This is a genomic window from Biformimicrobium ophioploci (assembly GCF_030270605.1).
Classification (GTDB): Bacteria; Pseudomonadota; Gammaproteobacteria; order Pseudomonadales; family Cellvibrionaceae; genus Biformimicrobium; species Biformimicrobium ophioploci.
The window spans coordinates 63,406-75,660 of the sequence record NZ_BSYJ01000001.1; the positions used below are offsets into that span (position 1 = coordinate 63,406).

At 61.4% G+C, this 12,255-nt stretch carries 13 protein-coding genes and 1 tRNA gene; 10 read left to right on the top strand and 4 right to left on the bottom strand.

The window, feature by feature from the left end:
• Positions 1-6 precede the first annotated feature (6 nt).
• The gene (locus tag QSJ80_RS00290; RefSeq protein WP_285762265.1) at positions 7-573 is read right to left on the bottom strand and encodes a response regulator; all 567 of its coding nucleotides are present in this window, start codon (positions 571-573) and stop codon (positions 7-9) included.
• A gap of 387 nt (positions 574-960) precedes the next feature.
• Between QSJ80_RS00290 and QSJ80_RS00295 the strand changes: the two genes are divergently transcribed.
• The 4 genes from QSJ80_RS00295 to QSJ80_RS00310 all read left to right on the top strand — a co-directional run bounded on the left by QSJ80_RS00295 (position 961) and on the right by QSJ80_RS00310 (position 4,429).
• Positions 961-1,704: a platelet-activating factor acetylhydrolase IB subunit gene (locus tag QSJ80_RS00295; protein ID WP_285762266.1), complete on the top strand. Its 744-nt coding sequence runs from the start codon at positions 961-963 to the stop codon at positions 1,702-1,704.
• Between the two features lie 28 nt (positions 1,705-1,732).
• A complete protein-coding gene (locus tag QSJ80_RS00300; protein ID WP_285762267.1) occupies positions 1,733-2,956 on the top strand; it encodes a multifunctional CCA addition/repair protein in 1,224 nt (407 codons plus the stop codon).
• Entirely contained in the window at positions 2,949-3,683 is a 735-nt protein-coding gene (locus tag QSJ80_RS00305; RefSeq protein WP_285762268.1) for a pteridine reductase, read from the top strand. The genes QSJ80_RS00300 and QSJ80_RS00305 overlap by 8 nt, the downstream gene beginning before the upstream one ends.
• 146 nt (positions 3,684-3,829) lie before the next feature.
• A complete protein-coding gene (locus QSJ80_RS00310) occupies positions 3,830-4,429 on the top strand; it encodes a phosphoribosyltransferase (protein ID WP_285762269.1) in 600 nt (199 codons plus the stop codon).
• Here the strand turns inward: QSJ80_RS00310 and folK are convergent.
• From folK to tsaD, 3 genes are all read right to left on the bottom strand, one after another.
• A complete protein-coding gene (folK, locus tag QSJ80_RS00315) occupies positions 4,426-4,926 on the bottom strand; it encodes a 2-amino-4-hydroxy-6-hydroxymethyldihydropteridine diphosphokinase (RefSeq protein WP_285762270.1) in 501 nt (166 codons plus the stop codon). The genes QSJ80_RS00310 and folK overlap by 4 nt on opposite strands.
• Positions 4,927-4,928: 2 nt before the next feature.
• The gene (folB, locus tag QSJ80_RS00320) at positions 4,929-5,324 is read right to left on the bottom strand and encodes a dihydroneopterin aldolase (protein WP_285762271.1); all 396 of its coding nucleotides are present in this window, start codon (positions 5,322-5,324) and stop codon (positions 4,929-4,931) included.
• Between the two features lie 177 nt (positions 5,325-5,501).
• Positions 5,502-6,545 (bottom strand): tRNA (adenosine(37)-N6)-threonylcarbamoyltransferase complex transferase subunit TsaD, encoded by a 1,044-nt coding sequence (tsaD, locus tag QSJ80_RS00325; RefSeq protein WP_285762272.1) that lies wholly within the window; start codon positions 6,543-6,545, stop codon positions 5,502-5,504.
• Positions 6,546-6,820: 275 nt separating this feature from the next.
• Here tsaD and rpsU point away from each other — a divergent pair, with 275 nt between their 5' ends.
• The 6 genes from rpsU (at position 6,821) to QSJ80_RS00355 (ending at position 12,252) form a co-directional block, all read left to right on the top strand.
• Positions 6,821-7,036: a 30S ribosomal protein S21 gene (gene rpsU, locus QSJ80_RS00330; protein ID WP_285762273.1), complete on the top strand. Its 216-nt coding sequence runs from the start codon at positions 6,821-6,823 to the stop codon at positions 7,034-7,036.
• A gap of 255 nt (positions 7,037-7,291) precedes the next feature.
• Positions 7,292-7,738 carry a GatB/YqeY domain-containing protein gene (locus QSJ80_RS00335; protein ID WP_285762274.1) on the top strand — a complete coding sequence of 149 codons (447 nt, stop codon included), beginning with the start codon at positions 7,292-7,294 and terminating at the stop codon, positions 7,736-7,738.
• Between the two features lie 21 nt (positions 7,739-7,759).
• A complete protein-coding gene (gene dnaG / locus QSJ80_RS00340) occupies positions 7,760-9,685 on the top strand; it encodes a DNA primase (protein ID WP_285762275.1) in 1,926 nt (641 codons plus the stop codon).
• Between the two features lie 163 nt (positions 9,686-9,848).
• Entirely contained in the window at positions 9,849-11,666 is a 1,818-nt protein-coding gene (gene rpoD, locus QSJ80_RS00345) for an RNA polymerase sigma factor RpoD (RefSeq protein WP_285762276.1), read from the top strand.
• Between the two features lie 56 nt (positions 11,667-11,722).
• A complete protein-coding gene (locus QSJ80_RS00350; protein WP_285762277.1) occupies positions 11,723-12,118 on the top strand; it encodes a diacylglycerol kinase in 396 nt (131 codons plus the stop codon).
• 57 nt (positions 12,119-12,175) lie between these two features.
• Positions 12,176-12,252: transfer RNA gene (locus QSJ80_RS00355), tRNA-Ile, on the top strand.
• Positions 12,253-12,255: the final 3 nt, after the last annotated feature.

Genomic DNA, 12,255 nt, shown 5'->3' on the forward strand with positions numbered 1-12,255 from the left:
GCGGTATCAGTCGTCGAGCAGCAAGCGGACCTTGGCTTCCAGCTCGTTATAGGCGAAGGGCTTCGCCAGGACGGCATCGGCACCCTGCTCCAGCAGGTTGCCGAGCTGCGGATCCTGCTCATCCGCCATCACCAGCACCCGAGTATTGGCGAACTCGCTGCGTGAACGGATGCTGTCCAGTACCTGGTAGGCGTTGAGCCCGGGCATGCGGAAATTCAGCGTCACAACGGCGGGCTTTGCACCGCCAAGCCCCATACCCGCGCTGAAAGCGTCCGCGGCGATGTCCACTTCATAGCCCGCCTGTGTGAGCACGCGGCGTATCGCCGAGGCCATTTCCGGCTGCTCCTCGATCACCAGTACGCGACGGTTTCCCGTGCCCAGTTCGGCCGGCACCGGCATACCGTTGTTGCGCAGGAAGGCCACAAAGTCCTCCACGCGGATGCGATGATCACCGCGGCCGGGTAATTTGTATGCCTCAAGCTGTCCGCGCTCGATCCAGCGAATCACGGTGCGGAAGTTGACTCCGCAGTATTTGGCTGCCTCGCCTGTGGTCAGAACCTTCAATTCCGCCATGCTGGCTGCTCCCCCTGTATTCAATGCGTTTTTTTATTCGTTGTTGCGCGTCAATTCGCGCGGTTTTTCAGTCCGGACTACTGGGTCTATCCGGACTTAACTCCCGCACATACTTTTCTGACGAAGAACACCCCCAATACCGCAACAAAATTGGTGATTAATTTACATACAGCGTTGACAGGTTAGACAGCATCGCTACAATAGACGCCAACTTGGGACGCAGGCTCCATGTGCCGACTACACGCCGCACCCTGCGTTTCAACAAAGAACCCTAAGACCCTTGGCCCCCTTGTTTTTTCGGGGCCTTTTTTTTATCTTGAAGAAAAATTCGACTGTCGGTCCACTCGGGCCCGAACCTGGCCCGCCGCCCGACGAAAGGAATCGCCTGTGCCCCGCCTCCAGAAATATGCGGCCTCTGCGCTGATACTGGCCAGCCTTGCCGGCTGCTCCCTGTTCAGGGCCGAACCGCTTCCGCCAATGCAAACCGTCAATGCGGTACCCCAGTCAGCCTCCTGGACAAAAGACTGGTGGGAGCAAAGACACGCTGAAAAAATTCAGCAGGCGAAATCGGCGAAGGTGGATTTATTGATGCTGGGTGATTCCATCACCCACGCCTGGGAAACCACCGGAGCCGCGACCTGGGAAAAATTTTACGGTCAGCGGAACGCCTTCAATCTGGGATTCAGCGGTGACCGGACCGAGCATGTCCTTTGGCGCCTGCAAAATGGTGCTGTGGACAACCTCGTCCCGAAGCTGACGGTATTGATGATCGGTACCAACAATACGGGCTATCGAATGGACCCGGCCGGGCACACTGCAAAAGGCATAGAGGCCATTGTCGCCGAAATCAGAACGCGACTACCGGAGTCGAAGATCCTGATACTTGGCATTTTCCCACGGCACCACTCCCCCCATAACGAGATGCGCCAGCGTAATAATGCGATAAACCGGCAGCTGGCCAGGCTCGAGAACGAGCCCCGGGTCTTTTTTTTGGATATCAATAATGCTTTCCTGGACGAGCAGCACAATCTCAGAAGCGAATTGATGCCGGACCTGCTGCACCCGAATGAAGCGGGTTACGAAGCCTGGGCCCGGGCGATGGAGCCAGCGATCAGGCGCCTGATGTATTGACCCTCAAGGCAGGAGGCAAGGAGTCAACTTGAACACATTCCTGGTAGGCGGCGCGGTGCGCGATGAGTTACTCGGCTACCCGGTGCATGAACGCGACTGGGTGGTGGTAGGCGCCACCCCGCAAGAGATGCTCGATAGCGGCTTTCGCCAGGTCGGGCGCGATTTCCCCGTGTTCCTGCACCCCGATACCGGCGAGGAATATGCGCTCGCCCGCACCGAGCGGAAAAGCGGTCACGGTTACGGCGGCTTTACCGTGTTTGCCGAGCCCAGCGTGACCCTGGAAGAGGACTTGCTGCGGCGCGACCTCACCATCAATGCCATAGCCAAAGATTCCGAAGGCCGTCTGGTGGACCCCTATGACGGTCGCGCCGACCTGGAACAGAAACTGCTGCGGCATGTATCCCCAGCCTTTGCCGAAGACCCACTGCGTATCCTGCGCGTCGCACGCTTTGCCGCACGCTACCACCACCTTGGGTTCCGGGTCGCGCCCGAAACCATGGCGCTGATGCGCGATATCGTCAACGCCGGGGAGGTGCAGCATCTGGTCGCAGAGCGCACCTGGAAGGAGGTCAGCCGTGCCCTGCTGGAGCGGGATCCGCAGGTATTTATCGAGGTGCTGCGCGAGTGTGGCGCCCTGGCCATCCTGCTGCCGGAGCTGGAAGCATTGTTTGGCGTACCGCAACCGGCGAAGCATCACCCGGAAATCGATACTGGCGCACACGTGCTGCTGGCGCTCAGGCAGGCGCCCGTCAGTTTGCCGGTCCGCTTTGCCGTGCTGCTGCACGATCTGGGCAAGGGGGTGACACCGGCGGAGATACTGCCCGCACACCACGGCCATGAAGCCGCCGGCCTGCCCCTGGTAAAAGCCGTATGTAAGCGCCTGGCATGCCCGCGGGGGGAGCGCGCACTGGCGCTGGCCGTGTGTGAATATCACCTACACTGCCACAGGGCATTCGAATTACAGCCCAAGACCGTATTCAAGATCATCAAGGCGCTTGACGCCCTGCGCCGCCCGCAACGGTTCGAGCACTTCCTTTCGGCCTGCCAGGCGGACGCACAGGGGCGTGCCGGGCTGCAGGACAGGCCCTATCCGCAGGCAGACTATCTGCGCGCGGCACTCGCGGCCTGCAACCGGGTAGAGCCACGCCAGTTTGTCACCCGCGGACTGGAAGGCGCAGAACTCGGCGAGGCGCTGCACCGGGCCCGCATCCGCGCCATAGCCCAGGTATCCAGGGAGGCTCCTTTTGACTGAACGCGTTGCCCTGATCACCGGTGCGGCCAACAGGCTCGGCAAAGCCATGGCCGAGGCACTGCACCAGGACGGTTTCAATGTCGTCATCCACTTCCGCAACAGTGGCCAGGCCGCCGCATCCCTGATTGCCGGCCTGAACCGGGTGCGCGCAGACTCCGCCGCCGGTGCCCAGGCGGACCTGTGCACAACCGGTGGGCCGGCCAGCCTTGCCACCCAGGCTCTGAAACACTGGGGCCGGCTGGACCTGCTGATCAACAATGCTTCCAGCTTTTTCCCGACGCCGCTGGATACCGCCACAGAGGCGCAGTGGGACGACCTGATCGGAAGCAACCTCAAGGCGCCGTTTTTCCTGTGTCAGGCACTGGTCGACAGCCTCAGCGCCAGCGGCGGCAGCATCGTCAACCTGGTGGACATCCACGCACAGCGTCCAATGCCCAACCACCCGATCTACTCTGCCGCCAAGGCCGGGCTCGCCATGCTGACCAAGAGCCTGGCGGTGGAGCTTGCGCCGCGAATCCGCGTCAATGGCATCGCGCCGGGTGCCGTGCTGTGGCCGGAACACCACGGCCAGCTGAACACGCCGGAGGAAACCATCCTTTCCCGCACCCCCCTGCGGCGCACCGGCGAGCCCGCCGATATCGTCGCGGCCCTGCGTTACCTGGTCGACGCTCCCTACGTCACCGGTCAGATCCTGGCTGTCGATGGCGGTCGCAGCCTGACGATCTGACCCGGCGGTAAACAAAGCTGTGAACTAGCGGCCAACGGCCCTAGAATTGCGCCGCGCATGCGTCAAAACGTTGCAACAAGGCGCGACACGCAACAAGAAACACACGCAACAAGAAACAACAGGAACCTGCAGGGAGAGGTATTGCAGTGAGCGACAAAAGATATATTTCCGCACAGGAACTGCTGGACGATTCTTTCGCCCTGGCCATGAAAGTATTCGAAAGCGGTTTCCGGCCCGACTATATCGTGGGTATCTGGCGCGGTGGCGCGCCGGTGGGCATTGCGGTACAGGAGCTGCTGGATTACCTCGGCCTGCACTCGGATCACATTGCGATCCGCACGTCTTCCTACACCGGCATCGAGGAGCGCGCCAAGACGGTCAAGGTGCACGGCCTGACCTATGTAATCAAGAAGGTACACTCACACGAGTCCCTGCTGATTGTCGACGATGTACACGATACCGGCCTCAGCATCGACCAGGTGATCAAGGACCTGCACAAGGCCTGCAAGAAGAATACCCCGGAAATCCGTATTGCCTGCCCCTATTACAAACCCGGCAAAAACAAGACGGACCGCGTACCGGATTACTATGTGCACGAGACTGAGGAATGGTTGGTTTTCCCGCACGAACTGAAAGGGCTGAGCGTGGATGAGGTGATCGAGCACAAGCCCGGTATCGCCCACCTCAAGGAGAAGCTGGCAAAACTCAAAGCCGATAGCGAACAGGGCTCAGAAGGCCAGGCTTAATTCGGCGGCGACCAGCTGAATTCGACAGCCCACAGTTTTTGCTTCGACTTGTCGTATGCGTCCCAAAGGGACGCATAACGCTCCCCGGTTTGCGGGTGGCGCGCATCCGGCGCAATCTCCGCGAGCGGCCACAATACGAAAGCATTGCGGGTTATCTCGTCGCGCGGCAACTGCACACCACCGTGTTCGCCCACCAGGTCGTCGTAGGTCAGGATATCGATATCCAGGGTCCGGGCACTAAACTTGGGACCATTGCGGCAACGCCCGTTGTCGTCTTCGATCTGCTTCAGTACCGCAGACAGTTCCGTTACGGACAGGCCTGTGTGGATGCCCACCACCAGGTTATAAAAGTTTTCCCCCTCGAACCCCACCGCCTCGCTTTCATAAACAGAGGACACTTGCAACGCGCCAAATGCCTGCGCCAGCGCGTCGAGGGCTGCACAGATATGCTGCTCGCGTTCGATGTTGCTGCCGAGACTCAGGTACACCTGCGCCATGCTCAGAGCTCCGACCCGGTCGCCATGGCAGAGGGCGCTGCTTCTCTACGCTCGCCGCGCTCGATGATCACACCCACGTCCCGCGCACCGCGCACGGCGCCCGGCTTGGACAGGCGCAAACGCAGCCAGCTGACGCCAAACTCGGTGCGCACGATGCTGGCGATTTCCTCCGCCATGGCCTCCACCAGTAAAAATTCGCTGCCTTCGACGAAGGCTATGAGGCGCTTGGCCACGGCCTTGTAGTTGAGGGTGTGTTCGATGTCATCGGTAGCCGCGGCCTTGCGGATGTCGGTCACCATTTCCAGATCAATACTGACGGTCTGGCGGATTTCCCGCTCCCAGTCGTAGATGCCGATGATGGTGTCGATCTTGAGATCGCGAATGTAAACAATGTCCATAAGTTCCCGGGGGTTCTTTCCGGCAACCGGTAAACACTTTCAAAACTTCCTGTCGGCTTCTCTTGTAAACCCAATACAGAAGCCTTACGGAAAATGTTTTGAAAGTGTTTACCGCTCGCCTCAACGATAAAAGCTCACAGCACGAATATGAGCAACTATTCCATTTCCTGTTTCGGTCTATTGCCCGCCTGATGCTGACCGACTTATTTCCGCCAGCGGCCAGCGCGGGCGCACATCGATGGCCAGCCCCTGGGTTTCCCCGGCCTGCAGGCGCAGGCAACCGGCATAGGCAATCATGGCACCGTTGTCGGTGCAGAATTCCGGGCGCGCGTAGAATACGCGGTTGCCGTCCTCTGCCAGTTTGGCTTCCAGTCTTTGGCGCAGCAACTGGTTGGCGGATACTCCGCCGGCGATCACCAGGGTCTTGCGCCCAGTCTGTTTCAGCGCCCGTCGGCATTTGATCACCAGGGTGTCCACCACCGCGGACTGGAATGCCGCGGCAATGTCGGCGCAGGTCTGGTCGTCGGGCAGGCCATCGGCCTGCGCATGGTCGCGCACGGTGGTCAGGGTATAGGTCTTGAGGCCACTGAAGCTGAAATCCAGCCCGGGCCTGTCTGTCATCGGGCGCGGGAATTTAAAGCGGCGCTCGTCGCCTCGCTCTGCCATCGCAGCAATGCGTGGCCCACCGGGATAATCGAGGTCGAGCATCTTGGCAGCCTTGTCGAAGGCCTCACCCGCAGCGTCATCCAGGGATTCACCCAGCAGTTCATACTGGCCAATACCCTGCACATCCACCAACTGGGTGTGGCCGCCGGACACCAACAGCGCCACAAACGGGAATTGCGGCGGCTGCGGCTCGAGCATCGGTGCCAGCAGGTGCCCCTCCATGTGGTGCACGCCAACTGCGGGCACATCCCAGGCGTAGGCGAGGCTGCGCCCGATACAGGCACCCACCATGAGCGCGCCGATCAGTCCGGGCCCGGCGGTGTAGGCCACCGCATCGACATCCGAACTTTCAACACCGGCTTCCGCCAGCACTTGTTCCACCAGCGGCAGGGTTTTGCGCACATGGTCGCGACTGGCCAGTTCCGGCACTACGCCGCCGTATTCACTGTGCAGCTGCACCTGGCTGTAGAGGGCGTGCGCGAGCAGGCCGCGCTCGCTGTCATACAGCGCGATGCCCGTTTCGTCGCAGGAGGTTTCGATTCCAAGTACTCGCATGGAAAGCCCATATTTGTGACCGTACAGCCCGCTTAAGGCACCGCCACCTGCCCGCAAACCCAGACGGGGCGGGCCCTGGCGCGGGCTTTTGCCCCGCGGGTGGCCTATCATACAGATTGCCGTCCGGTGTTGCGATTGCCGCAACAAGTGTATAGAATTTGCGCCCTCTCGAGCCTGTGGATGAATTTTCACCCGGGTTTACAATCGTGGAAGGTCGCCTGTTATCAATACTGGACGCTGGCGACGCCGAGTATGTTTAGTTATCAGGTAAACCAATGCCATCAGTAAAGATCAAAGAAAACGAGCCGTTCGATATTGCCCTGCGCCGCTTCAAGCGCTCCTGCGAAAAAGCCGGTGTACTGTCTGAAGTACGTCGTCGCGAGCACTACGAGAAGCCGACCACCGTGCGCAAGCGCGCAGCTGCTGCAGCTGTTAAGCGTCATGCCAAGAAAATGGCGCGCGAGAACCGCAAGTTCCAGCGTCTGTACTGATCCGGCCCGCTAGCAGGCCTGGTCGCTAGCTGCCATTTTACCTTCCACGGCAGCTGGCCATACAGAACCGAAAACGGCGCGCGAGCCCTGCTCACGCGCCGTTTTTGCGTCTGTACATTTAACCCCCGCGCGATCTTCGGCCCAACCCTGATCCAACTCTGGTCCAACTCTGGCCCGAACCCGGCTCACCTGTCGCGGGGCAGGCTTTCGCGCTATTCTTCCCGGCTGAACTCAACATTTACGGACCCAGACAAGATGTCGACACTCAAAGACACCATCCAGCAAGCCACCAAAGCCGCCATGAAAGCCCGCGAGAAGGCACGCCTCGGCACCCTGCGCCTGATCAGCGCCGAGCTGAAGCGCATCGAGGTGGATGAGCGTATCGAGCTCGATGACGCCCGCATCCTGGCGGTGCTGGACAAGATGGTGAAGCAGCGCCGCGACTCCATCACCCAGTTCGAGGACGCCGGCCGCACTGAGCTGGCGGATATCGAGAAGGCGGAGATGGTCATTATTCAGGAGTTCCTGCCGGAGCAGCTGAGCGAAGACGAGATCGCCGAGCTGGTGAAAGAGGCGATCGCTGCAACCGGCGCCGCCGGCATGCAGGACATGGGCAAGGTCATGGGTATCGTGAAGCCCAAGGTGCAGGGCCGCGGTGACATGGGCGCGGTCAGCAAGCTGGTCAAGGCGCAACTGTCCTGAGGACAGATGGTTCAGTAATCTATGGCCGGCAAGATACCGCAGCACTTTATTGACGACCTGCTCAACCGCACCGACATTGTCGATGTGGTGGACAGCCGCGTTAAGCTGAAAAAGACCGGCAAGAACTACTCCGCCTGCTGCCCGTTTCACGAGGAAAAGACCCCCTCCTTCACGGTCAGCCCGGACAAGCAGTTCTATTACTGTTTTGGCTGCGGCGCCGGCGGCAATGCCCTCGGATTCGTGATGGAGTACGAGCGCCTGCCGTTCCCGGAAGCCGTGGAGCAGCTGGCGCGACTGGCCGGGGTCGAGGTCCCTCGCGAGGAGGTCAGCAAGGCCCAGCAGGCGCGCCAGCAGGCCAGCAGGACCCTGTATGACCTGGTGGCCGAGGCCGAGAAATTCTTTCGTTCCCAGCTGAGGGAGCACCCGGCCGCACGCAAGGCAATCCAGTACCTGCGCAATCGCGGCCTCACCGGCGAGGTTGCCCGTGATTTCAACATGGGCCTGGCCCCACCGGGCTGGGACAACCTGCTCAACCGCCTCGGCAACACCCCGGACAACCGCCGCCTGCTGGAGCAGGCCGGCCTGGTGATCCATAAGGAAGCCGAGGGCGGCCGCAATGAACGCTACTACGATCGCTTCCGTGACCGCATCATGTTCCCCATTCGCGACCAGCGCGGGCGCGCCATTGCGTTCGGCGGTCGCGTGCTCGGGGATGAAAAGCCCAAGTACCTGAACTCGCCGGAAACCCCGATTTTCCACAAGGGCCGCGAACTCTATGGCCTGTGGGAGGCACGCCAGCACAAGCAAAAGCTGGAACGCCTGCTGGTGGTCGAGGGCTATATGGATGTGGTGGCACTGGCGCAGTTCGATATCCGCTACGCAGTGGCCACCCTGGGCACCGCCTGCGGTGAGGACCACCTGCAGCTCGCCTTCAAGCACGTGCCCGAGGTGGTGTTCTGCTTCGACGGCGACAAGGCGGGCCGCACCGCCGCCAAGCGCGCTCTGGACGCGGCCCTGCCGCAGATGCAGGACGGCCGCCAGGTGCGCTTCCTGCTGCTGCCGGAGGGCGAGGACCCGGACACACTGGTACGCCAGATCGGCAAGGACCGCTTCGAACAGCTGATCCACACCGCCGTGCCGCTGGAAGACTTCCTGTTCGACAGCGCCGCCGAGGGGATCGACCTGCAGACCCTGGACGGGCGGGCCAAGTTCAGCAAGCTGGCAGCGCCGCTACTCGACCGCCTGCCCAAGGGCGTGTACCGGCAGCTGATGTTCGAGCAGCTGGCACGCCGCACCGGGCTGCAGCTGGACACACTCAAGGAAATTGTCGAACAGAATGCGGCGCCGGCACGGCTGGCACCCCAGGCGCCTGAGCAGCCCCAGCGCACACAGGCGCAGGGCCCGCAGCCAGCCGAGCCCGGACTGCCCGAGCCGGACCTGCCACCGACTGCGCCCCCTTCGCACCCGGAAAGCAGCTCCCCGCGTCAGCCGCAGCGCGGCGGTCAGTACCGCCTGCCGCCGGAGCGATTACTCACTGCGCTGCTGCTCAATCACCCCAAACTGGCCGAGCTGGTGGGTGACACCAGCGAATTCCAGGACAGCGGCGACCCTGACCTGCAGCTGTTTGCGCAGGTCCTGCAGCTGCTACACGAGCGCCCGGGCTACAGCCGCAATCGCATACTCGGTCACTGGTGCGCACACTACGATGCAGAGCAGAGCGCAAAGCTGGAACAGCTGGCGCAAGCGCTCGGTGCGCAGAGGGTCTCCGGGTTCAACCCGCAGGAAGAATTCGAGGCTTGCCTGCGCAGGCTGGGCGAGAGTGCGGAGCGGCGACGCCGCCAGCAGGCACTGGAAATGTTGCGCGACCCGGCGTTCAACCAGAAGAGCCCCGAGGAGAAGCGTGCCCTGCTGGCCAACTGGATGGTACACAAGGGCCCGAAAGCCTGAACCACCGCTTGAAATCCGGCCGCTGCGCCCCCAGAACAAGTCTGTGACCCGCAGGAACCGAAGGCTACCGAGATGGTCACAGTGGTTAACAACAACCAAACTACGCTATAATCCCGCGTCTTTTTTGTCCATTTTTTAAACGTCCACCAACTCAGGGTTGTGCATGACGAACAGCACCCAAGCGCAAACTTCCCGCATCCGGGAGTTGATTGCCCGCGGCAAGGAACAGGGCTACCTGACCTACGCCGAAGTTAATGATCACCTGCCGCAGGATATCTCCGACCCCGACCAGGTCGAAGACATCATCGGCATGATCAACGATATGGGCATCAAGGTATTTGAGAACGCCCCGGATGCCGAAGAGCTGCTCATGGCCGAAGGCGACAGCTCCGCCGACGAAGTGACCGCAGCGGAAGCCGCCGCGGCACTGGCTGCAGTAGAGACCGATGTGGGCCGCACCACCGACCCGGTGCGCATGTATATGCGCGAAATGGGTACTGTTGAACTGCTGACCCGCGAAGGCGAAATCGCCATCGCCAAGCGTATCGAGGAAGGCCTGCGCGAGCTGATGGCCGCCATGGCCTGCTGGCCGGGCGCAGTACAGGCCGTGATTGACGAATACAAGCTGATCGAGGAAGGCGAGCGCCGCGTCCCGGACGTGATTGCAGGCTGGCTCGACCCGGCAGACGAAGTGCCGCCCGGTGCACAGGCCGGCGCCGCAGCCGAGAGCAGCGACGATGATGACGACGAGGAAGAAGATAACCCCGGCGGTATCGACCCGGAAGAGCTGGCAGCGCGCTTCAAGGCCCTGATCGCCGCCCAAAAGAAAGCTGACGCCGCCATCAAGAAGCACGGCCGCGACTCCAAGCAGGCCGGCAAGGCGATGGAAGCCGTCGCCGAGGTCTTCCGCTTCTTCAAACTGGCACCGCGCCAGTTCGACCCGCTATACGGTGAAGTACGCAGCATCCTCGATGGCGTGCGCGCCAACGAGCGCCGCATCATGGCGCTGTGCTGTAAGGCGGCAAAAATGCCGCGCAAGACGTTCATCAAGGAGTTCCCGGGCAACGAGACCAATGAGGAGTGGATCCCTGCGGTCATCAAGAAAAAGCGCGATTACTCCGACAACCTGCGCCAGGTGGTGGAAGAAATCACCCGCTGCCAGCGCCGCCTGCACGAACTGCAGGAGCGCGCGCAACTGGAAGTTGCGCAGATCAAGGAAATCAACCGCAGCATGTCCATTGGCGAGGCCCGTTCACGCCGCGCCAAGAAGGAGATGGTTGAGGCCAACCTGCGCCTGGTAATCTCCATCGCCAAGAAGTACACCAACCGTGGCCTGCAGTTCCTGGACCTGATCCAGGAGGGCAACATCGGCCTGATGAAGGCGGTGGACAAGTTCGAATACCGTCGCGGCTACAAATTCTCGACCTACGCCACCTGGTGGATCCGCCAGGCCATTACCCGCTCCATTGCGGATCAGGCCCGCACCATCCGTATTCCGGTGCACATGATCGAGACCATCAACAAGCTGAACCGTATCAGCCGCCAGATGCTGCAGGAAATGGGCCGCGAACCTACGCCTGAGGAGCTGGGCGAGCGCATGGAAATGCCGGAAGACAAGGTCCGCAAGGTACTGAAGATCGCCAAGGAGCCGATCTCCATGGAAACCCCGATCGGCGACGACGAGGATTCCCACCTGGGCGACTTTATCGAGGACCAGAACCAGGAGTCACCGGTAGATTCCGCTACCCAGACCGGCCTGCACGATGCAACCCGCTCGGTACTGTCCGGCCTGACCGCGCGTGAGGCCAAGGTACTGCGCATGCGTTTCGGTATCGACATGAATACCGACCACACCCTCGAAGAAGTGGGCAAGCAGTTCGACGTGACCCGTGAACGGATCCGCCAGATCGAGGCGAAGGCACTGCGCAAGCTGCGCCATCCATCGCGCTCTGAGCACCTGCGCAGCTTCCTCGACGAGTAAGCTCGCGCGATCCAACACGAAGCCCGGCACCGCCGGGCTTTTTTTCGGGAGGTCCCATGACAGATCCGGAATCCGACAAGCCACACAAGCCGGGGCACACCGGCATCGGGCGCATCATCGCGGCCTCGCGCTATTCCAGCGAGGGCCTGGCTGCGGCCTGGAGGAATGAAGCGGCATTCCGCCAGGAAGTGGCGCTGGCCAGCATCCTGATCCCGCTGGGGCTGTGGCTGGGGGAAAACGGCGTTGAACGCGCGCTGCTGGCCGGCGTGTGCGTACTGGTGATCATCGTGGAGCTACTCAACAGCGCCATCGAGGCGGTGGTGGATCGCATCGGCCCGGAGAAGCACCCGCTGTCCAAGATTGCCAAGGACACCGGCTCTGCGGCGGTATCAGTGGCCCTGATCCTGTGGGGCATTACCTGGCTCAACATACTGGTGCCGAAGTGGCTCTGAGGCCGTTGTTTGCATTGCATCCAGCGCTGAAATCCAGTATTTTTCCCGTCTTTCAAAGGGCCTATAGCTCAGTTGGTTAGAGCGCTCGACTCATAATCGATCGGTCGCAGGTTCAAGTCCTGCTGGGCCCACCATCC

Bases quoted from the DNA above. Each gene is read 5' to 3' on its own strand.
- QSJ80_RS00335 (WP_285762274.1), top strand. From the start codon at position 7,292: ATGTCGACACTCAAAGACACCATCCAGCAAGCCACCAAAGCCGCCATG.
- dnaG (WP_285762275.1), top strand. From the start codon at position 7,760: ATGGCCGGCAAGATACCGCAGCACTTTATTGACGACCTGCTCAACCGC.
- rpsU (WP_285762273.1), top strand. From the start codon at position 6,821: ATGCCATCAGTAAAGATCAAAGAAAACGAGCCGTTCGATATTGCCCTG.
- rpoD (WP_285762276.1), top strand. From the start codon at position 9,849: ATGACGAACAGCACCCAAGCGCAAACTTCCCGCATCCGGGAGTTGATT.
- folK (WP_285762270.1), bottom strand. From the start codon at position 4,926: ATGGCGCAGGTGTACCTGAGTCTCGGCAGCAACATCGAACGCGAGCAG.
- QSJ80_RS00290 (WP_285762265.1), bottom strand. From the start codon at position 573: ATGGCGGAATTGAAGGTTCTGACCACAGGCGAGGCAGCCAAATACTGC.
- folB (WP_285762271.1), bottom strand. From the start codon at position 5,324: ATGGACATTGTTTACATTCGCGATCTCAAGATCGACACCATCATCGGC.
- tsaD (WP_285762272.1), bottom strand. From the start codon at position 6,545: ATGCGAGTACTTGGAATCGAAACCTCCTGCGACGAAACGGGCATCGCG.
- QSJ80_RS00350 (WP_285762277.1), top strand. From the start codon at position 11,723: ATGACAGATCCGGAATCCGACAAGCCACACAAGCCGGGGCACACCGGC.